20 protein-coding genes are annotated in these 18,651 nt (G+C 63.2%); 8 read left to right on the forward strand and 12 right to left on the reverse strand.

What is annotated here, in order from left to right:
* Positions 1–4: 4 nt before the first annotated feature.
* The gene (locus tag Q1V43_RS07575) at positions 5–880 is read right to left on the reverse strand and encodes a LysR substrate-binding domain-containing protein (protein WP_366146211.1); all 876 of its coding nucleotides are present in this window, start codon (positions 878–880) and stop codon (positions 5–7) included.
* Between the two features lie 99 nt (positions 881–979).
* Between Q1V43_RS07575 and Q1V43_RS07580 the strand changes: the two genes are divergently transcribed.
* Together Q1V43_RS07580 and Q1V43_RS07585 are read left to right on the forward strand one after the other, a co-directional pair.
* A complete protein-coding gene (locus tag Q1V43_RS07580) occupies positions 980–1,735 on the forward strand; it encodes a class II aldolase and adducin N-terminal domain-containing protein (RefSeq protein ID WP_300516045.1) in 756 nt (251 codons plus the stop codon).
* A 282-nt stretch (positions 1,736–2,017) separates the two neighbouring features.
* Positions 2,018–3,049 (forward strand): sterol desaturase family protein, encoded by a 1,032-nt coding sequence (locus Q1V43_RS07585; RefSeq protein WP_300516047.1) that lies wholly within the window; start codon positions 2,018–2,020, stop codon positions 3,047–3,049.
* A gap of 3 nt (positions 3,050–3,052) precedes the next feature.
* On the opposite strand, the gene Q1V43_RS07590 is transcribed toward Q1V43_RS07585, so the two are convergent.
* Positions 3,053–3,991, reverse strand: a complete 939-nt coding sequence (locus tag Q1V43_RS07590; protein ID WP_300516049.1) for a helix-turn-helix domain-containing protein — start codon at positions 3,989–3,991, stop codon at positions 3,053–3,055.
* A gap of 78 nt (positions 3,992–4,069) precedes the next feature.
* Here Q1V43_RS07590 and Q1V43_RS07595 point away from each other — a divergent pair, with 78 nt between their 5' ends.
* Genes Q1V43_RS07595 through Q1V43_RS07610 form a run of 4 tightly spaced genes read left to right on the forward strand, consistent with a single transcriptional unit; the run spans position 4,070 to position 8,870 of the window.
* The gene (locus tag Q1V43_RS07595; RefSeq protein WP_300516051.1) at positions 4,070–5,230 is read left to right on the forward strand and encodes an acyl-CoA dehydrogenase family protein; all 1,161 of its coding nucleotides are present in this window, start codon (positions 4,070–4,072) and stop codon (positions 5,228–5,230) included.
* Positions 5,227–7,242, forward strand: coding sequence for an acetate--CoA ligase family protein (locus Q1V43_RS07600; protein WP_300516053.1), 2,016 nt, complete (start codon positions 5,227–5,229; stop codon positions 7,240–7,242). Before Q1V43_RS07595 ends, Q1V43_RS07600 begins: the two co-directional genes overlap by 4 nt.
* A complete protein-coding gene (locus tag Q1V43_RS07605; RefSeq protein WP_300516055.1) occupies positions 7,239–8,021 on the forward strand; it encodes a carnitinyl-CoA dehydratase in 783 nt (260 codons plus the stop codon). The genes Q1V43_RS07600 and Q1V43_RS07605 overlap by 4 nt, the downstream gene beginning before the upstream one ends.
* Before the next feature lie 39 nt (positions 8,022–8,060).
* Positions 8,061–8,870, forward strand: a complete 810-nt coding sequence (locus Q1V43_RS07610; protein ID WP_300516058.1) for an SDR family oxidoreductase — start codon at positions 8,061–8,063, stop codon at positions 8,868–8,870.
* A 4-nt stretch (positions 8,871–8,874) separates the two neighbouring features.
* Here the strand turns inward: Q1V43_RS07610 and Q1V43_RS07615 are convergent, their stop codons facing one another.
* From Q1V43_RS07615 to Q1V43_RS07645, 7 genes are all read right to left on the reverse strand, one after another.
* Entirely contained in the window at positions 8,875–9,072 is a 198-nt protein-coding gene (locus tag Q1V43_RS07615; RefSeq protein WP_300516060.1) for a hypothetical protein, read from the reverse strand.
* Positions 9,073–9,181: 109 nt separating this feature from the next.
* Entirely contained in the window at positions 9,182–11,110 is a 1,929-nt protein-coding gene (dxs, locus tag Q1V43_RS07620) for a 1-deoxy-D-xylulose-5-phosphate synthase (protein ID WP_300516063.1), read from the reverse strand.
* A 15-nt stretch (positions 11,111–11,125) separates the two neighbouring features.
* Positions 11,126–11,980 carry a polyprenyl synthetase family protein gene (locus tag Q1V43_RS07625; RefSeq protein ID WP_300516066.1) on the reverse strand — a complete coding sequence of 285 codons (855 nt, stop codon included), beginning with the start codon at positions 11,978–11,980 and terminating at the stop codon, positions 11,126–11,128.
* Positions 11,981–12,223, reverse strand: a complete 243-nt coding sequence (locus Q1V43_RS07630; RefSeq protein WP_300516069.1) for an exodeoxyribonuclease VII small subunit — start codon at positions 12,221–12,223, stop codon at positions 11,981–11,983. It lies immediately after the preceding gene.
* Positions 12,220–13,155 carry a histone deacetylase family protein gene (locus Q1V43_RS07635; protein WP_300516072.1) on the reverse strand — a complete coding sequence of 312 codons (936 nt, stop codon included), beginning with the start codon at positions 13,153–13,155 and terminating at the stop codon, positions 12,220–12,222. Before Q1V43_RS07635 ends, Q1V43_RS07630 begins: the two co-directional genes overlap by 4 nt.
* Positions 13,156–13,326: 171 nt before the next feature.
* Complete coding sequence (locus Q1V43_RS07640; protein ID WP_300516075.1) at positions 13,327–14,028, reverse strand: response regulator; 702 nt, start codon at positions 14,026–14,028, stop codon at positions 13,327–13,329.
* Positions 14,021–14,527 carry a MarR family transcriptional regulator gene (locus Q1V43_RS07645; RefSeq protein ID WP_300516078.1) on the reverse strand — a complete coding sequence of 169 codons (507 nt, stop codon included), beginning with the start codon at positions 14,525–14,527 and terminating at the stop codon, positions 14,021–14,023. Before Q1V43_RS07645 ends, Q1V43_RS07640 begins: the two co-directional genes overlap by 8 nt.
* Positions 14,528–14,706: 179 nt before the next feature.
* On the opposite strand from Q1V43_RS07645, the gene Q1V43_RS07650 reads away from it, so the two are divergent.
* A complete protein-coding gene (locus tag Q1V43_RS07650) occupies positions 14,707–15,573 on the forward strand; it encodes a branched-chain amino acid aminotransferase (protein ID WP_300516081.1) in 867 nt (288 codons plus the stop codon).
* Positions 15,574–15,639: 66 nt separating this feature from the next.
* Positions 15,640–16,077 (forward strand): hypothetical protein, encoded by a 438-nt coding sequence (locus Q1V43_RS07655; RefSeq protein ID WP_300516084.1) that lies wholly within the window; start codon positions 15,640–15,642, stop codon positions 16,075–16,077.
* A gap of 19 nt (positions 16,078–16,096) precedes the next feature.
* Here the strand turns inward: Q1V43_RS07655 and queG are convergent, their stop codons facing one another.
* The 3 genes from queG to mtgA are packed head-to-tail and all read right to left on the reverse strand — an operon-like array spanning position 16,097 to position 18,579.
* Entirely contained in the window at positions 16,097–17,140 is a 1,044-nt protein-coding gene (queG, locus tag Q1V43_RS07660) for a tRNA epoxyqueuosine(34) reductase QueG (protein ID WP_300516087.1), read from the reverse strand.
* Positions 17,137–17,802, reverse strand: coding sequence for a glutathione S-transferase family protein (locus tag Q1V43_RS07665; protein WP_300516090.1), 666 nt, complete (start codon positions 17,800–17,802; stop codon positions 17,137–17,139). The genes queG and Q1V43_RS07665 overlap by 4 nt, the downstream gene beginning before the upstream one ends.
* Positions 17,803–17,859: 57 nt before the next feature.
* Positions 17,860–18,579: a monofunctional biosynthetic peptidoglycan transglycosylase gene (gene mtgA, locus Q1V43_RS07670; protein ID WP_300516093.1), complete on the reverse strand. Its 720-nt coding sequence runs from the start codon at positions 18,577–18,579 to the stop codon at positions 17,860–17,862.
* Between the last annotated feature and the right edge of the window lie 72 nt (positions 18,580–18,651).

An 18,651-nucleotide genomic window follows, 5' to 3' on the forward strand; every position in this document is an offset into this window, starting at 1 on the left:
CCCTTCAAGCCCCCTTCGTGACCTCGGTACGTAGCCACCGCGTGAAGGCCCGGGCGTGGGGGTTTGCCTCCGCTTGTGGAGTTTGCAGCAGGTAGTAGGCCTCGGGCATCTCGGCACGGTGTCGGAAAGGGGCAACAAGTTTGCCGTCCCGGACAAGCCTCCCGGCGATCATGTCATGGGCCAGGGTCAGCCCCCCGCCCGCCTGGGCAACGGCGAGGGTAAAGGTAAAGGTCGTGGCAAAGGTTATGGGCGGATCAGGCCAGGTTAGAGACTGTTCTTCGGCCCAGCCCGCCCAGCTCCCCAGCATGTTCATGCAGTCATAGAGCGGCTGATCGGCGAGGGTTTCCAGAGACACCTCGTAGCCCGGCGCGCAGACCGGGTAGAAGTGATCGCGGGTCAGAAGCTCGGCCCGCGTTCCTTCGTCGGGGCGCAGGGAATATCGGATTTCCACATCCACGCCTTCGGCCATCGAGGCGGGCTCCCACAGCTCGGTCTGTATCTCCAGGTCGATCTCGGGATGCGCGGCACGGAACGCAGGCAGGCGCGGCGCGAGCCAGTGGATCGAGAAGGTGATATTCGATTGCACGCGCAACAGGTTGGTGCGCCGCCCTGTCACCGCATTGGTCCCGCGCCTGAGCGTGCCGAAGGCATCGCGCACAACCGGCAGATAGGTCAAACCGGTCGAGGTCAGCTCCAGAGCTTTCGGGCGCCGATGAAACAGGGGGCGCCCCAGGTGTCCCTCCAGCGACTTGATCTGCTGGCTCACCGCGCTTTGCGTCATGTTCAATTCGCGCGCCGCCCCGGTAAAGGACAGGTGGCGCGCCGCGGCCTCGAAAGCACGCAACCAGTTCAGCGGAGGCAGGTCTTGCCGCATCTGCATAATCTTCCCATTAGTTTGACTAATAGGATGGCCGTGTTTTTTTCATTTGTTAAGTGCCGTCGCGCGCGGCACCGTTCCTGAAAGAACAGGGAGACCGATATGAGCGTCGCGAAACTGCGCCCCAACATGGACCATTGGCAGGAAAGGGTGGACATGGCCGCCGCCTTCCGCTGGACCGAACGGCTGAACATGCACGAGGGGGTGGCGAACCACTTCTCGCTGGCGGTCAATGACGATGGCACGCAGTTCCTGATGAACCCGAACCAGATGCATTTCGCGCGGATCCGGGCGTCGGATCTTCTGCTGCTGGATGCCAATGACCCGGATACGATGTCAAAACCGGGTGCGCCGGATCCGACAGCCTGGGGGCTGCATGGCTCGATCCACCGGCTCTGCCCGCAGGCGCGCTGCGTGATGCATGTGCATTCCATTCACGCGACCGTTCTGGCCTGCCTGGCCGATTCGAACATCCCGCCGATCGACCAGAACACGGCGACCTTCCACAACCGCTATGTGATCGACGACGGCTTCGGCGGGCTGGCCTTCGACGACGAGGGCGCGCGCTGTGCCGCGATGCTGACCGACCCGAAGGTCAAGACCATGATCATGGGCAATCACGGTGTTCTGGTGATCGGGGATAATCCGGCGGATGCGTTCAACCGGCTCTATTACTTCGAACGCGCGGCCGAGACCTATATCCGCGCGTTGCAAACCGGCCAGAAGCTGCGGGTGCTGTCGGACGAAATAGCCGAAAAGACCGCGCAGGAGCTTGAGGATTACCCCGGCCAGGCCGAAGCACACATGCGCGAGATCAAGGCAGTCCTGGACGCCGAAGGCTCGACTTACGCGGATTAGGGTCACATTGACACAGACATCAGCCCCGCGCAGCAGGCAACACCGTCGCGCAGTATGCGACCCGAAAAACTGGTGGTTTTCGGTTGCGGCATGGTCGGCCCGCAGCGCAACGCCACCTCCCCCCGACGGCAGGAGCAACCCTGGGAGGAACAACGCCGTCTATATCCACGGGCAGATTAGAAAGCCACGCAGAATGCATCACTATTCCGCCCTAAATCCAACCTTCGATGCTGATCTGCGTGCGCGTGAAATCTGGTTTTTTGCCACGGAGGAGCAACCAGGATGACCGATACAACCCCCAACCTGGACCGGGTATCCGACCCCGCCGAAGCCACGCCGATGGAAAACATGTCGCGCGATTGGAACTACCATCCGGAGTTGCCTCTGGATAACCCGTCGATCTTCAGGTGGCCGCCAAACCCCGCCTTTCTGGCGGGCTGGCTCGCCCGCAACTGGCTGACCCTGTCCGAGCGCGTCCTGATGCTGGGCCTCGCTCTGCTGCTCTATTTCCTGTTCTACCCGTCGCTCGAAACCGCGCAGAGCTTCGCCTTCGGCTGGATCGCCCGGATCTATGTGGTCAACTTCGCGATCATCGCCCTGACCGCAGGCGGGCTGCACTGGTATTTCTACATCCGCAAGGGCCAGGGCAATAAGCTGAAATTCGAGCGGCGTGCGCAGGGCAAGAACAACTCGTTGTGGGATTTCAACGACCAGGTGAAGGACAACATGTTCTGGAGCCTCGGGTCCGGCGTTGCGCAACTGACCCTGTTTCAGGTGTTGACCATGTGGTTGATGGCCAATGGCTATTCGCCCACCATCACCTTCTCGAGCAACCCGGTCTGGTTCCTGGCCTTCCTGGTGATCCTCCCGATGTGGTCGGCGTTCCACTTCTACTGGGTGCACCGGCTTTTGCATCAGCCGGTCCTCTACAAGCGCGTGCATTCCCTGCATCATCGCAATGTGAACATCGGTCCATGGAGCGGGTTTGCGATGCACCCGGTGGAGCATTTCATCTACCTGACCACGCTTTGCATCCATTGGGTTGTCGCCAGCCACCCGATTCACCTCTATTTTCACATCGTCTTCCAGGGGCCGGGTGCCGCGATGACCCACACGGGATACGAAGACCTGCTGATCAAGGACAAGCGCCGGCTGGCGCTGGGCACCTTTTACCACCAGCTGCACCACCGTTATTACGAGTGCAACTACGGCAACCAGGAGATGCCCTGGGATCGCTGGTTCGGCACGTTCCATGACGGATCACCCGAGGCCACAGCAAAAACCCGGGCGCGCAAGAAACGGATGTTCGGATAGACTCTAATCCGCCTGTAAACGCATTTCGCGTGGGGTTTGCCCAAACTCCGCGCGAAAGGCCCGGGTAAAGGCGCTGGCGTCTTGGTACCCCGCGCGCAGGGCGATTTCGGCCACCGACAGGCCGGTTTCCAGAACCAGCTTGCGCGCCGCGATCAGACGCAGGCGTCTGTAGATCACCTGAGGCCCCGCCCCCAGTTCGCGTTGCATCCGCGCCTCGAGGTCTTTCAGCGGACGCCCCACACGCCGGGCGATTTCCGGAATGCGAAGGGGGTCTTCCAGATGTTCCTGCATCAGGGCCACCGCCCGGGCGACCGATTTGCCCCGCGCAAGCGGCGCATCCTGTGGACCGGTGGCCCCGGGCGACATGAACAGCATGGCGACCTCCAGCCGCAGCGCCGGGCCATGGGCCGCCCCGATCAGCTCCACCATCAGGTCGAAGGCCGCCTGGGCACCGGAACAAGTGATCCGGTTGTCCTCAACCACATGGCGCTTGCGCTGCGCCCGAACCTCGGGGAAGGCCTCCTCGAAGCGGTCCAGTTCCTCCCAGTGAATGGTTGCCCGCCTGCCTTCCAAAAGCCCCGCCGCCGCCAACAGCCAGGCCCCGGTATCGAACCCGGCCAGGGTGGCATACCGCCCCGCCGCCGCGCGCAGGGCCCTCAACACCATCGGCGTTGCATGGCCGATGAAATGATACGACGGGAGCGCGATCAGCATGTCGCCTGTACCGTCCATCGGTTCCGCCGCCACGGTCATCCCGCTGGAGGACGTCGCGGGCGCCCCGTCCACGGTGAGGAATCGCCATTCGTAAATCCATCGCCCCGACAGCTGGTTCGCCGCCCGCATCGGCTCGACCGTATTCGCAAGACACAGGCCCGAGAAATGGTCGAACAGAAGCAGATCCACCCGCTGCGGCGCGGCGTTTTGTTTTTCCCAACTCTGCATGATTTTTTCTAATCCTGCACAAAGGCGCCGCGCAACCCCCTTACGCTTGGTCAAAACCGCGAACAGAAAGGGTTCCCGATGCACTTTGGTCTGTCCGAAGAACAGGAGATGATCGTCTCGACCGTGCGCAGCTTTGTCGAGAACGAGATTTATCCCCACGAAGCAGAAGTCGAGCGCACCGGCCAGGTGCCGCATGAGCTGGGCGAGGAAATCAAACAGAAATGTATCGACCTTGGCTTCTACGCCTGCAATTTCCCCGAAGAAGTCGGTGGTGCGGGTCTATCTCACCTTGATTTCACTCTGGTGGAGCGCGAACTGGGTCGTGGCTCCATGGCCCTTACCCATTTCTTCGGCCGCCCGCAGAACATCCTGATGGCCTGCAATGACGACCAGCGTGAACGCTATCTGCTGCCCGCCGTGCGTGGCGAACGCATGGATGCGCTGGCGATGACCGAACCGGATGCGGGCTCGGACGTGCGCGGCATGAAATGCCAGGCGCAGCGCGATGGTGGCGATTGGGTGGTGAATGGCTCGAAACACTTCATTTCCGGGGCCGAACACGCGGATTTCTTCATCGTGTTCATCGCCACCGGCGTGGATGAGACCCCAAAGGGCCCGAAAAAACGCATCACCACCTTTCTGATCGACCGCGGCACGCCTGGGTTCGAGGTGCGCGCGGGCTACAACTCGGTCAGCCACAAGGGCTACAAGAACTACATTCTGACCTTCGACGATTGCCGTCTGCCCGACAGCCAGGTCCTGGGCGAAGTCGATGGGGGCTTCGCGGTGATGAACGAATGGCTCTATGCCACCCGTCTGACCGTCGCCGCCTTCTGTGTTGGCCGCGCGCGCCGCTGCTTTGATTACGCGCTGGACTATGCCGCCGAGCGCAAGCAATTCGGCCAGCCGATCGGCAAGTTCCAGGGCGTGGGTTTCCAGATTGCCGACATGATCACCGAAATCGACGCGGCCGACTGGCTGACCCTATCCGCCGCCTGGCGCCTGGATCAGGGTCTGCCGTCCAACCGCGAGATCGCCTCGGCCAAGCTCTATGCGTCCGAGATGCTGGCGCGCGTCACCGACACCACGCTGCAGATCTTCGGCGGCATGGGGCTGATGGACGACTTCCCGATTGAACGGTTCTGGCGGGACGCGCGGGTCGAGCGTATCTGGGACGGCACCAGCGAAATACAACGTCATATCATCAGCCGCGACCTGCTGCGGCCGCTCGGCGCATGAGCGGGCGGAACCTTTCGCGCCTGTTCCGTCCCCGCACGATCGCCGTGATTGGCGGCGGCGCCTGGTGTGGTCAGGTGGTAGAACAATGTCGCAAGATGGGCTTCGATGGCGAGGTCTGGCGCGTGCATCCGAAGGGTGGAAAAGGTGTCTATCCCACCCTGGAAAGCCTTCCCAGCGCACCGGATGCCGCCTTTGTCGGCATCAATCGCCACGCGACGATCGAGGCGGTGCGCGTGCTGTCGCAGATGGGTGCGGGGGGGGCGGTCTGTTTCGCTTCGGGCTTCTCCGAGGCCGCTGCCGAAGACACGCAAGGCCACGACCTGCAGGCCGAGCTGCTGGAAGCCGCCGGGGACATGCCGATCCTCGGTCCCAACTGCTATGGTTTCATCAATGCCATCGACGGCGCGCTTCTGTGGCCCGATCAGCACGGGTCAACGCGGGTGGACAAGGGCGTCGCGATCCTGACGCAGAGCTCGAATATCGCGATCAATCTGACCATGCAGGCGCGCGGGCTGCCAATTGCCTACACCGTGACCTGCGGGAACATGGCCCAGACTGGCCAGGCCGAAATTGCCGCCGGGCTCTTGGATGACGACCGTGTCACCGCCATCGGCCTGCATGTCGAAGGTTTCTCCGATCTGCGCGCCTGGGAGGCGCTTGCCGCCAAGGCTTATGCCAAAGGCATTCCGCTCATCGCTCTCAAAGTGGGACGCTCGGCGCAGGCCCAGGCGGCAACAGTGTCTCATACGGCGTCTCTGGCGGGCGGCGACGCGGGCGCGCAGGCCCTTCTGGACCGGCTGGGCATTCCCCGTCTGGACAGTCTGCCCGCTTTCCTCGAGACGCTGAAGCTGCTCCATATCACCGGACCGCTGCCGTCGAACCGGATCGCCTCGATTTCCTGTTCGGGGGGCGAGGCATCGCTGGCCGCCGACACCGCACATGGGCGCGACGTTGTGTTTCCGCCGCTGAACGAGGGCCAGAAACAGGCTCTGACCCATGCGCTTGGGCCGATGGTGGCGCTGGCGAATCCGCTCGATTACCACACCTATATCTGGCGTGACGAGGGGGCGATGACCGCTGCCTGGTCGGGCATTGTGGACCCGGAACTGGCGCTGACCATGATCATCCTGGACTATCCCCGCGCGGATCGCTGTGACCCGGCCGATTGGGATATCGCGACCCGGGCCGCCCTGAACGTTCGGGCACAGACCGGGGCGAATGTCGCCGTGGTCGCCAGCCTGCCGGAGCTGATGTCGGAAGCCACTTGCGAACGGCTGATGGCCGGCGGCGTGGTGCCGGTTCTGGGGCTGGACGAAGCGGTCCTGGCCGCCGAAGCCGCCGCGAGATGGCGCGCACCGATGGCGGAACCGCTCTGTCTGCCGGGAGGCGAACGTGACGCGCGCGTCCTGTCCGAGGCCGAGGCCAAGACTGCTCTGGTCAACCACGGGCTGGACATCCCGAAGGCAAAAACAGGCTCTGATCCTGCTAAATTGGCCACCGAAGTCGGTTTTCCCCTGGTTCTGAAAGGTGAAGGTATTGCCCACAAGACCGAGGCGGGCGCGGTGGCATTGGGTCTGACCAGTGCCGGGGGCGTTGCCGAAGCTGCGGCCAAGATGCCCACGGACAGTTTTCTTTTGGAGGAAATGATAGATGACGGGGTGGCGGAACTGCTGATCGGCGTGACTCGCGATCCGGCCCATGGTTTCGTGCTGACCCTCGCCGCCGGGGGCACCCTGACCGAACTTCTGAAAGACAGTGCTTCTTTGCTGGTCCCGGCATCACCTGAAGGCATTCGAAAGGCTCTAACCCGCCTCAAAATGCATAAACTACTGACAGGCTACCGTGGTGCCCCCGCTGCAAATATCGCCGCCATTCTGGACGCGGTGAACGCGATCCAGAGCTACGTGCTTGCCAATGCCGACCGGCTTGAAGAAGTTGAAGTGAACCCGCTCATCTGCACCCCCATCCGCGCGGTGGCGGCGGATGCTCTGATCCGAGAGGAACCCGCATGACAAATCCGATCAAGACCCGGCGCGACGGTGCCATACTGGAAGTGACCCTGGACCGCCCGAAGGCCAATGCGATCGACCTGGCCACGTCGCGCATCATGGGCGAGGTGTTCAAGACCTTCCGCGATGACCCCGATCTGCGCGTGACAATTCTTACCGGAGGGGGTGAAAAATTCTTCTGCCCCGGTTGGGATCTGAAGGCGGCCGCGGATGGGGACGAGGTCGATGGCGACTATGGCGTCGGGGGCTTTGGCGGGTTGCAGGAGCTGCGCGACCTGAACAAGCCGGTGATCGCTGCGGTGAACGGCATTGCCTGCGGCGGCGGGCTTGAACTGGCACTGTCGGCAGACATGATCCTTGCCGCTGATCACGCCTCATTCGCCCTGCCGGAAATCCGGTCGGGCACCGTGGCGGATGCGGCCAGCGTCAAACTGCCCAAGCGCATCCCCTACCATATCGCGATGGAGCTTCTGCTAACCGGCCGCTGGTTCGACGCCGAAGAGGCCCACCGTTGGGGGTTGGTGAATGAAATCGTCGCGCCGGAGCGGTTGATGGACCGCGCCCGGGAGCTGGCGCGGCTGCTCGCCTCGGGCCCGCCGCTGGTCTACGCCGCGATCAAGGAGATCGTGCGTGACGCCGAGGACACCAGGTTCCAGGACGCGATGAACCGCATCACCAAGCGTCAGCTGCGCACGGTCGATGTGCTTTATGACAGCGAGGACCAGCTGGAAGGTGCCCGCGCCTTTGCCGAGAAACGCGATCCCGTGTGGAAGGGCAAGTAGGGCTGGAACTCCCCCCGCGCGGGTGAAATAGTGCCGGGTATGAAGCGGCTATTGATATTCGGCTACGGCTATTCGGCCCGCGCGCTGGCGGAGGTTCTGCGCGCGGAAGGCTGGGAGGTGCGGGGCACCACTCGCGAAGGCAGCGACGCGCTCCGATGGCCCGGAACGGACATGTCGACGCATCTGGATTGGGCCAGCCACCTGCTGATCTCGATCGCCCCGAATGCTGACGGCGACCCGGTGCTAAACACGCTGAAAGACGACATCGAGAAGGCGCAGTTCGACTGGGTGGGGTATCTTTCCACCACCGGCGTCTACGGCGACCATGGCGGCGGATGGGTCGACGAATCCTCACCCTTGACCCCGGCCACGAAACGCGGCCAGCAACGGGTCGAAGCCGAGGCCGCCTGGCGGGCGCTGAACCTTCCCCTGCACATCTTCCGCCTGGCGGGTATCTATGGTCCGGGACGCGGCCCCTTCGCCAAGGTGCGGGCAGGCACCGCACGGCGCATCGTCAAACCGAACCAGGTGTTCTCACGCATCCATGTCGAGGACATCGCGCAGGTGCTGGCTGCGTCGATTGCACGGCCCAATCCGGGCGCAATCTACAATGTGTGCGACGATGAAGCCGCCCCGCCGGAGGACGTGCTGGCCATGGCGGCCGAGATGCTGGACCTGCCGGTCCCGCCCGCCGAGGATTTCGCCACGGCCGATATGACCCCGATGGCGCGCAGTTTCTATGCGGAATCCAAACGGGTCCGCAACGACCGGATCAAGGGCGATCTTGGCGTACAGCTGGCCTACCCCACCTACAGAGAGGGGTTGGCCGCGTTGCTTGAGCTGGATTAGCGACTCAGGTAACGCTGTTGCCACCCGTCAGGGCAACACCAAGAATGATCAGGAACATGATCGGAACAAGAATACCGTGGTCCGAGCCAGCGGCAGCCTCTTCGATGATCACGGCCGGTTCGACGATCGGATCGGTAAGGGCGCCGGCAAAGGCCGAGTTGGCGGTCAGGATGATGGCAGCAGCCAGGGCTATCTTCTTCATGGTTTCCCCCTAAATTCAGTATTGAATCTGCTTCATAGGAGCCGGCGATTCGTGTCCAGCCTTCACTTGGCGGGAGGAGTATTTCTGGCGGGCATGTTGCCTTTCCGCGTCAGGCGCGGCGGTTTTCCAGCGTGGCAACGCCCAAAACATCCAGAACCTTCGCCTCGACATCCTCGGCGTTCAGCTTTGCATCCGCATACATGGCTGCCGGGCTGGCGTGATCAATGAAAGTATCGGGCAGGACCATCGACCGGAACTTGAGCCCGGTATCGAACACCCCTTCGTCGGACAGAAGCTGGCCGACATGGCTGCCAAAGCCCCCTACCGCGCCTTCCTCGATGGTGATCAGGGCTTCGTGGCCCGCTGCCAGCTCCAGGATCATCTCGCGGTCCAGGGGTTTGGCAAAACGCGCGTCCGCAATGGTCGGGGTGATCCCGCGTGCTTCGAGTTTTTCGGCGGCTTTTTCAACCTCGGAAAGGCGCGTGCCGAAGGACAGGATGGCAACGCGCGCACCCTTTCGGATCATGCGGCCCTTGCCGATTTCCAGCACCTCGCCCCTTTCGGGCAGTTCGACGCCGACCCCTTCTCCGCGCGGGTAACGGAAAGCCGAGGGGCGGTCGTCAATGGCATGCGCGGTGGCGACCATATGCATCAACTCCGCCTCGTCGGCAGCGGCCATGACCACGATGTCGGGCAGGTTTGCCAGAAAAGCGATATCGAAGGATCCGGCATGAGTCGCCCCGTCGGCGCCAACCAGCCCGGCGCGGTCGATCGCGAAGCGCACCGGCAGGCGCTGGACGGCCACGTCATGCACCACCTGGTCATAGCCGCGCTGCAGGAAGGTCGAATACATCGCGCAGAAGGGTTTCAACCCGCCCGCCGCAAGTCCGGCGGCGAAGGTCACGCCATGCTGTTCGGCAATGCCCACGTCGAAGGTGCGGCTGGGGTAGCGGGTCAGCATCTGCGCCAGCCCGGTGCCATCCGGCATCGCAGCGGTCACGGCGCAGACCTTGTCATCCTCGGCGGCCAGGCGCACCAGTTCCTTGCCGAACACGGACGTATAGCTGGGCGCGTTCGACGGCGCCTTGTGCTGCTTGCCGGTCACGACGTCGAACCTGGCGGTGGCGTGCCCCTTGTCATCCGCCGCCTCGGCCGGGCCATAGCCCTTGCCCTTTCTGGTGATCACGTGGATCAGCATCGGCCCGGTGGCGCGATCGTGCACGGTACGCAGCACCGACATCAGATCTTCCATGTCGTGGCCATCAATCGGCCCGACGTAGGAGAAGCCGAGTTCCTCGAACAGGGTGCCCCCGATGGTCATGCCTTTCAGCATCTCCTTTGCCCGGCGCGCGCCTTCCTGGAAGGGTTCGGGCAGAAGGCTCACGGCGCCCTTGGCGGCAGCGCGGAATTCCTGGAAGGGTTCGCCCGCGTAAAGACGGGAAAGATAGCTCGACAGCGCCCCCACCGGTGGGGCGATGGACATATCGTTGTCGTTGAGGATCACGAAGAGCCGCTTGCCCAGATGGCCCGCGTTGTTCATCGCCTCGAAGGCCATGCCGGCGGACATGGAGCCATCGCCGATCACCGCCACCGCGTCACCGATCCCGTGCTCCGGTGCCCCGCCCAGATCGCGCGCGACGGCAAAGCCCAATGCGGCGCTGATCGAGGTCGAACTGTGCCCTGCCCCGAACGGGTCAAAGGCGCTTTCGGACCGTTTGGTGAAACCGGAAAGCCCGCCCTCGGTACGCAACGTACGGATACGGTCACGACGCCCGGTCAGGATCTTGTGCGGGTAACACTGATGGCCCACGTCCCAGATCAGCCGGTCCCGCGGCGTGTCAAAGATGGCATGCAGCGCGACGGTCAGTTCGACCACGCCAAGCCCCGCGCCGAGGTGGCCGCCGGTCTCGGAAACGGCCGAGATCGTCTCGGCCCGGACCTCATGGGCCAGCTGCTCCAACTCGCGGTCAGAAAGCGCCTTCATGTCGGCGGGAACCGCGATACGGTCCAGGATCGGGGTCACGGGACGCTCGGACATGAGGGTTTCCTTGGCTTACCTGTCACGCGAGATAACGAACCGGGCGGCTTCCCGCAAGGTTTCGGCATCTGCACCATAGGGGGAAAGCGCATCGCAGGCGTCATCAATCAGACCCTGTGCCATTGATTTCGCCTTCTCGAGCCCCAGAAGCGAGACAAAGGTCGCCTTGCCCGCGTCGGCGTCCTTGCCGACTGCCTTGCCGACAGCTTCCGCATCGCCCTCGATGTCCAGCACGTCGTCCCAGATCTGAAAGGCCAGCCCCAACGCGCTGGCATAGTTGCGAAGCGGTTCCTGATCGGCCCGGGCCAGGACCGCACCCGCCTCGGCACTCCAACGAATGAGAGCGCCGGTCTTGCCCGCCTGAAGCAGCGTGATCTCGGGCAGGGTCAGCGGCACCTTGGCGGTTTCAGCGGCAATATCCAGCGCCTGGCCATGGACCATGCCGTGCTGCCCGGCGCATTGCGCCAGCGAAGAAATCAGTTGCAGCTGACCGAGGCCCAGCGGGTGATGGGTCAACAGTTCAAAGGCAAGGCTCTGCAACGCATCGCCGACCAGAACGGCGGTCGCCTCGTCCCATTTCCTGTGCACCGTGGGCAGGCCGCGGCGCAGATCATCGTCATCCATGCAGGGCAGGTCGTCGTGGACCAGCGAATAGGCATGGATCGCCTCGATCGCCGCGGCGGCCCAGACCGAGGTGTCATCGTCCACATCATGCAGACGGGCGCTTTCCATCACCAGGAAGGCACGCAGCCCCTTGCCGCCCGCCGTGGCATAGCGCATCGGCTCGGCCAGCGCACCCTTGTCGTCAATTGCCCCGTGCAGACAGGCGCGCGCGGCGCGCGTCGTCTGTTCCAGCCGTGCCTTGAACATTTACAGCCCTTCGACGGGTTTGGTGCCGGTGGGGGTGCCGTCCGCGTCCAGCGTGATCGCGGCGACCTTTTCCTCGGCCTCCTTCAGCGTGGTCTCGCAGCGTGCTTTCAGGGCTGCGCCGCGTTCATAAAGCTTGATCGAAGCTTCCAGCGCCACGTCACCACGCTCCAACTGGCCGACCACGCCTTCCAGCTCACGCATCGCCTCCTCGAAGCTCATTTCTTCCACCGGCTTGCCGCTCATGCCCCGCGCTCCATCATGACCTTGACATAGGCCCCGACGCTCTCGCCAAGGGCCGTGAGATCATAGCCCCCTTCGAGGCAGGAGACCACCCGCCCGTCGCAGCAATCAGCCGCCAGATCGCAGATGCAGTGGGCGAGCCAGGCAAAATCCCCGGTCTCCCATTGCAGCCCGGCAAGCGGATCGCGGGCGTGGGCGTCGAACCCGGCCGAAACCACCACAAGTTCGGGGTCATAGTCCCTGAGGACCGGAAAGACCTTTTCCGCGTAGGCTTCGCGCATGACCTCGCCCCCGGTCGCCTCTTCCAGCGGCACGTTGATGATCTGGCCGAAAGCGCCCTTCTGGTGAATGCCACCAGTAAACGGGTAGAAGGGCATCTGGTGGCTTGAGGCGAATTTCACCCGACTTTCGTGCCACAGCACATCCTGCGTGCCATTGCCGTGGTGCACGTCGAAATCGATCACGGCCACGCGGCCGAGGTCGTATTCATTCGCCGCGTGAATCGCGGCAATCGCCACGTTGGAGAAGAAACAGAACCCCATCGCCCGGGCTTTCTCGGCGTGGTGGCCCGGGGGGCGGGTGGCGACAAAAGCATTGGTGATCTCTCCCGCCATCACGGCATCCACCGCCGCCACCGCGCCTCCAACAGCCCGAAGGGCGGCCTCCCAACTGCCCGGAGACATGAACGTGTCGGGATCCAGATGCGCATCGCCATAGTCCGGCATCGCTGCCTTGATCCGGTCGTAATAGACCTTGGAATGGCCCTTGCGGATGGTTTCCAACGCGCCTCGCGGGGCCAGACGCCGGTCCAGCGGGGCAAACTCTGGCGCGGCCAGTACGGCCTCGATCGCCTCGATCCGCGCCACCTGTTCCGGGTGGCCCTGCGGCGTGACATGCTCCAGGCAGGCGGGGTGCGTGAACAATGCTGTTGTCATGGCCGGACCCTAGGCCATTCGCCGGAGGCAAACCATTGAGAAAACTCGATGTGCGACACCGTAGTCCCCTTCTCCAGCCGGTAGTTCCTCCCAACCACCGCCGCACATTTCATCTTTCCGGAAGTATCCCAGGGGGTCCGGGGGACTGGTCCCCCGGCTCTGCCACGCCCTTTATTCCGGCGCCAGCATATAGCCCGCGCCACGCACGGTCTGCAGGAAGCGCGGTTGTTTCGGGTCCGCCTCGATCTTCTTGCGCAGCCGGGTGATCTGAACGTCCACCGCGCGTTCCTGCGCCTGGCCCTCGGCCCGGCCCAGCTGTTCCACCAGATCGCCCCGGCTGACCGGTTCGCCCACCGAGCCCGCGAAGATCTTCATCAACTGGTTTTCCGTAGCGGTGAGACGGATCAACTCCTCGCCCGACCACAGCTCGCCCCGTTCGACATCATAGCGCACCGGACCCAGGTGCAGCATCTTCGGCGCCAGGTCCGCAGCCACCTGCGGCACCCGGCGGAGGATCGCATTGATGCGCAGGAGCAACTCCTTGGGCTCGAAGGGCTTGGCCAGGTAGTCATCCGCCCCGGCCTCGAGCCCGGCAATGCGATCCTCGGTCTCGCCCTTGGCCGTGAGCAGCAGGATCGGCGTGGCGATACGCCCGCGCAGGTCGCGGGTCAGAGAAATCCCGTCCTCCCCCGGCATCATCACGTCCAACACGATCAGGTCGAATTCCAACCCGTCCAGCAAACGGCGTGCATGGGACGCATCGCGTGCGGCCGAAACCCAGAACCCGTGCCGGATCAGGAATTTCTGCAACAGCCCGCGAATGCGTTCGTCGTCATCGACGATCAGCAGATGGGTATCTGTACCATCACTCATGTCCGGCATCCTTCAATCGATTGAACAGACGCCGCAGCTCCGGGTCCATCATCGCCTCAAGGACCGCACGGAATCCCTGAACCGCTTCCGGCCCTGCCTCGCGATAGGCCACGCGCATGCGTTCGCGCTGCGCATCCGACAGCTCGCGCTCCAGCGCCTCCCCCACATCGGTCAGAAACAGGTGCCGTTCGCGCTTGTCCCGAGTGCCAACCCGGCTTTCGACCAGCCCGTCCTCGACAAGGGTTCGCAGCACGCGGTTCAGGCTCTGTTTCGTCACGCCGAGAATGGAGAGGAGGTTGTTCACCGTGGTGCCCGGGCTGCGCGAGATGAAATGGATCGCGCGGTGGTGTGCGCGCCCGTATCCTTTTTCGTCCAGGATGCGATCCGGGTCGGCCGTGAAGCCGCGATAGGCGAAGAACATCGCCTCGATTCCCTTCCGCAGCTGTTCGTCGGTCAGGAACAGAAGAGTCTGTCCCCCCGGCGTGCGCCCGTCATTCATCTGCCGCCCCGTCACATTTGGTGTTTCAACTTCGGATTTTATGTCAGTCTTGTTGACTTTCCAAGAATCAATTGATACCCATCCTCGGATTTTGCGAAATATTATGTCCGAACCGGCCATACTGTCGCAACAATCGCAAATTTGAAACGCCCGAGGTGGCACAGCAAAGGAACATGGTCATGAGCGGATATGAGGACCGCGACGGCAAGATCTGGATGGATGGCAAGATGGTGGATTGGCGCGACGCGCAGGTACACGTCCTGACTCACGCGCTGCATTACGCCTCGTCGGTATTCGAGGGCGAACGCTGCTACGACGGCAAGGTCTTCCTCAGCCGCAAGCATTCGGAACGGCTGCTGAAGTCGGGCGAAATGATGGACATGCCGATCCCCTATTCCGTGGACGAGATCGAGGCCGCCAAGCGCGCGGTCCTGGATGCCAACGGGCTGACCAACGCCTATGTGCGTGTGGTGGCCTGGCGTGGCGCCGGTGAAGACATGGGGGTCAGCGCCGCGCGCAACCCGGTCCGCATGGCGGTGACTGCCTGGGAATGGGGCGACTATTATGGCGATGCCAAGATGAAGGGCGCCAAGCTGGACGTGGCCAAGTGGAAACGCCCCTCGCCGGAAACGATCCCGACCGCGGCCAAGGCCGCCGGCCTTTACATGATCTGCACCATGTCCAAACATGCCGCCGAAGCAAAGGGTTGCTCGGATGCGCTGTTCATGGATTACCGCGGCTATGTGGCCGAGGCGACCGGCGCCAATGTCTTCTTCGTCAAGGACGGCGAGGTGCACACACCGCTGCCCGATGCGATCCTGAACGGCCTGACCCGTCAGACCGTGATCGGCATGCTGAAGGAACGCGGTATTACCGTGCATGAACGCCATATCCTGCCGGAGGAACTGGAAGGTTTCGAACAATGCTGGCTGACCGGGTCCGCCGCCGAGGTGACTCCGGTGGGGCAGATCGGCGACTGGCATTTCGAGGTTGGCGCGCTGACCCGCGAAATCGCCGAAGCCTATGAGAAACTGGTGCGCGCGTAAGCCCGTTAACCGGTTTTGAACCTGTAGCTCCTATCCTGAGATCATGCTTGGGATAGGAGTTTTCATATGCTGGTCATGCAGCGCAGCGTCACGCATCTGCTGATCGTCATCTTCCTGGTGGTCGCCCCGACCGCAGGCGCGCTGACCTATTATTGGTGGACCAAGAACCCCAGCGTGCGGCCTCTGGGCATTACCCGTGAAAGCCTTGATGCCTTCGAACGCGGCGGCGGGCCGGTGTTCGAGATCATCGCGCAGATCTCCTACGACCCACGTCATTCCGGGGGCAGATCCCAGGCCGAGCTGCACCGCATCTTCTCCAATGCGTTCCGCGCCAAGGGTGTGCATGTGAACGTGAAATTCGCCCGTACCGGCGGGGCAGGCACCTGGGTCACTTATGTTGTCGGACCCTCGACCATCGGACCTTACCCTCTGTCTGAAGCTTCCAATGGTATCAACAAGGCGGTGGAAGCCTATCGGATGAGCGTGAAACCACCCGCCGATTGACGCAGGCAAGGGGGTGCGCCTACGGCGCCCCTCCTTCCAACCGTTCAAGCGCCCAGCGCGCGGCATCCGCCACCACCGGCGCCGGGTCCGTGGAAAGCCGCCTCGCGGCCGGGATCAAGCTGACGTCACCGGAATTTCCGATCGCATAAAGCACGTTGCGCACGAAACGGTCGCGCCCCAGCCGTTTGATCGGCGAGCCGCTGAAAAAGCTGCGAAACTGCGCATCATCCATAGCGACAAGATCGGCCAGCCTGGGCGCCACCAGATCGTCGCGCGCGGCATAGCGCAGCTCATGCGCTGCCACCGCGAACTTGTTCCAGGGACAGGCGGCAAGGCAGTCGTCGCAGCCGTAGATGTGATTGCCCAGCAGAGGCCGCAACTCGACGTCAATCGGTCCCTGATGTTCGATCGTCAGGTAGGAAATGCAGCGCCGCGCATCCAGTTGGAAGGGCGCGGGAAAGGCTTTGGTCGGGCAGGCGTCCAGACAGGCCGTGCACGACCCGCAATTCTCCCGACCCGGCGCATCCGCCGGCAGCTCCAGAGTGGTAAAGATCGCCCCAAGAAAGAACCAGCTGCCCAATTCGCGGCTCAGGAGATTGGTGTGTTTGCCCTGCCAGCCCAGACCCGCGGCAGCCGCGAGCGGTTTTTCCATTACCGGGGCGGTGTCGACAAAGACCTTGATCTCACCGCCATAGTGCTCGATCAGCCAACGCCCGACCCGTTTCAGGCGTTTCTTGACGATGTCATGGTAGTCGCGGTTCTGCGCATAGACACTGATCGCGCCGCGGTCGGGCTTGCCCAGAACGTCGCGCGGGTCATGGTCCTGGGTGTAGGGTTCGGCCAGCATGATGACCGATCGTGCCTCGGGCCATAGCGCCGCCGGATTGCCACGCCAGTGCATGCGCTCGCCCATCCAGCCCATGTCGCCATGTTTGCCTTCGGCCACGAACCGCGCCAACCGGTCAGCGATTTCCGGCACAGAATCCGGGCGGCAGACACCCGCCTGTGCGAACCCTTCGTCCAGGGCCTTGTCGATGATGGCGGCTTTGACCTCGGCGGTCAAAAATCCAGGTCCGCATAGTGGGCGGGCGGCGGGAATCCGGGCACCTGGTCGGCCAGGATAGAACGGAACGCCGGGCGCGATTTGATCTTGGCATACCATTCGCGCACGTTTTCGTTGCGGTTCCAGTCCACGTCGCTGATGTAGTCCAGCGCGGACAGATGGGCGGCGGCGGCGAAATCTGCCAGCGTCATCTGGTCGCCCGCCAGCCAGCGGCGCAGATCCAGGAGCCAGCCCATGTAGTCAAGGTGATACTTGATCGCCTTGGCCCCCGCCTTCACGGACGAGCTGTCCGGGTAGCCCTGTTTCATGACCTTCTTGTTGACCCGCTCATAGAGCAGTTTCGAAGTGACCTCGTGGTGGAACTTGTCGTCGAACCAGGTGACAAGGCGGCGCACCTCGTATTTGCCTTCCGGGTCAGAGGGCATCAGCGAGGGGGTCGGGTGACACTCTTCGATATATTCGCAAATCGCGGCGCTCTCGGTCAGGGTCTTGCCGTCCATTTTCAGGATCGGCACCTTGCCGGCGGGATTGCGGCGCAGGAACTCCGCGCTTTTTTCCCAATAGCGTTCTTCGATCAGTTCGACTTCCAGCTTCTTTTCGGCCAGCGACAGGCGGACCTTGCGACAGAAGGGGGACAGGGGGACGTGAAACAGTCGGATCATGGCTCAATCGGGAATGGTGCGCGTATGCCCCCTAATGCCGCAAAAAGGTAGGGAGGATCAATCCTCGAAACAGGTGGCCCGCCCATCCCGGCGGATCGTTGCGGCCCCGTCACGGATTTCGGCGGCGCGGCGCTCGACAAAGGCGGAGGGCCGCGCCGCCGAGCGACGTTTCGGATCCGGCAGAAGCGCGGCAAGAAGAGCGGCCTGGCGGGCGCTCAGATCTTCGGGCCCCACGCCAAAATAATGACGCGCGGCCGCCTCGACGCCAAAGACGCCCTCGCCGAACTCGGCCACGTTCAGATAGACCTCGATGATGCGCCGTTTGGACCAGACCAGTTCCATGCCCGGCGTGATGAGCGCCTCCAGCGCCTTGCGCACCCAGCTGCGCCCTTGCCAGAGGTAGACATTCTTGACCACCTGCTGGCTAAGGGTAGATGCGCCGCGCCCGCCACCTTCTTCGATGGCCGCGCGGATGGCCCTCATGTCGAACCCCCAGTGGGCACAGAAATTCGCATCTTCGGCGGCAACGACCGAGCGCGCCATGACCGGGGCAATCTCGACCAGCGGCACCCATTGGAAATCGACCTCGCCCAAGCGGCTTCGTTCAGCGTTCATGTAGGGTGTCGACCGGGGATCAAACAGGGCGTAGAAGCTGATCGCGAGGGCCAGGACGCCAATGGCCAGCAGCACGAGCCGACGCAGCTGCCTGAACGTCCAGCGCAAGGGACGCGGCCGCCAGCGCGCGGCTTTCGATCTGGATTTTCCTGCTCGTGCCATGGGTCTTTCTGACCATGCCGGACAGGGGCGGGTCAAGCAAAGGAAAAGGGCGGCCCTGTGGGGCCGCCCCAT

Source organism: Aliiroseovarius sp. (assembly GCF_030148435.1).
In the GTDB taxonomy this organism is placed as follows: domain Bacteria; phylum Pseudomonadota; class Alphaproteobacteria; order Rhodobacterales; family Rhodobacteraceae; genus JASBTN01.

What these genes read in the sequence shown, in the direction of transcription:
- Q1V43_RS07635 (WP_300516072.1), bottom strand. Translation starts at nt 13,155, where the DNA reads ATGACAACAGCATTGTTCACGCACCCCGCCTGCCTGGAGCATGTCACG.
- dxs (WP_300516063.1), bottom strand. Translation starts at nt 11,110, where the DNA reads ATGTCCGAGCGTCCCGTGACCCCGATCCTGGACCGTATCGCGGTTCCC.
- Q1V43_RS07580 (WP_300516045.1), top strand. Translation starts at nt 980, where the DNA reads ATGAGCGTCGCGAAACTGCGCCCCAACATGGACCATTGGCAGGAAAGG.
- Q1V43_RS07575 (WP_366146211.1), bottom strand. Translation starts at nt 880, where the DNA reads ATGCAGATGCGGCAAGACCTGCCTCCGCTGAACTGGTTGCGTGCTTTC.
- mtgA (WP_300516093.1), bottom strand. Translation starts at nt 18,579, where the DNA reads ATGGCACGAGCAGGAAAATCCAGATCGAAAGCCGCGCGCTGGCGGCCG.
- Q1V43_RS07585 (WP_300516047.1), top strand. Translation starts at nt 2,018, where the DNA reads ATGACCGATACAACCCCCAACCTGGACCGGGTATCCGACCCCGCCGAA.
- Q1V43_RS07645 (WP_300516078.1), bottom strand. Translation starts at nt 14,527, where the DNA reads ATGAATGACGGGCGCACGCCGGGGGGACAGACTCTTCTGTTCCTGACC.
- Q1V43_RS07665 (WP_300516090.1), bottom strand. Translation starts at nt 17,802, where the DNA reads ATGATCCGACTGTTTCACGTCCCCCTGTCCCCCTTCTGTCGCAAGGTC.
- Q1V43_RS07590 (WP_300516049.1), bottom strand. Translation starts at nt 3,991, where the DNA reads ATGCAGAGTTGGGAAAAACAAAACGCCGCGCCGCAGCGGGTGGATCTG.
- Q1V43_RS07630 (WP_300516069.1), bottom strand. Translation starts at nt 12,223, where the DNA reads ATGAGCGGCAAGCCGGTGGAAGAAATGAGCTTCGAGGAGGCGATGCGT.
- Q1V43_RS07650 (WP_300516081.1), top strand. Translation starts at nt 14,707, where the DNA reads ATGAGCGGATATGAGGACCGCGACGGCAAGATCTGGATGGATGGCAAG.
- Q1V43_RS07610 (WP_300516058.1), top strand. Translation starts at nt 8,061, where the DNA reads ATGAAGCGGCTATTGATATTCGGCTACGGCTATTCGGCCCGCGCGCTG.
- Q1V43_RS07655 (WP_300516084.1), top strand. Translation starts at nt 15,640, where the DNA reads ATGCTGGTCATGCAGCGCAGCGTCACGCATCTGCTGATCGTCATCTTC.
- Q1V43_RS07640 (WP_300516075.1), bottom strand. Translation starts at nt 14,028, where the DNA reads ATGAGTGATGGTACAGATACCCATCTGCTGATCGTCGATGACGACGAA.
- Q1V43_RS07615 (WP_300516060.1), bottom strand. Translation starts at nt 9,072, where the DNA reads ATGAAGAAGATAGCCCTGGCTGCTGCCATCATCCTGACCGCCAACTCG.
- Q1V43_RS07595 (WP_300516051.1), top strand. Translation starts at nt 4,070, where the DNA reads ATGCACTTTGGTCTGTCCGAAGAACAGGAGATGATCGTCTCGACCGTG.
- Q1V43_RS07625 (WP_300516066.1), bottom strand. Translation starts at nt 11,980, where the DNA reads ATGTTCAAGGCACGGCTGGAACAGACGACGCGCGCCGCGCGCGCCTGT.
- Q1V43_RS07600 (WP_300516053.1), top strand. Translation starts at nt 5,227, where the DNA reads ATGAGCGGGCGGAACCTTTCGCGCCTGTTCCGTCCCCGCACGATCGCC.
- Q1V43_RS07605 (WP_300516055.1), top strand. Translation starts at nt 7,239, where the DNA reads ATGACAAATCCGATCAAGACCCGGCGCGACGGTGCCATACTGGAAGTG.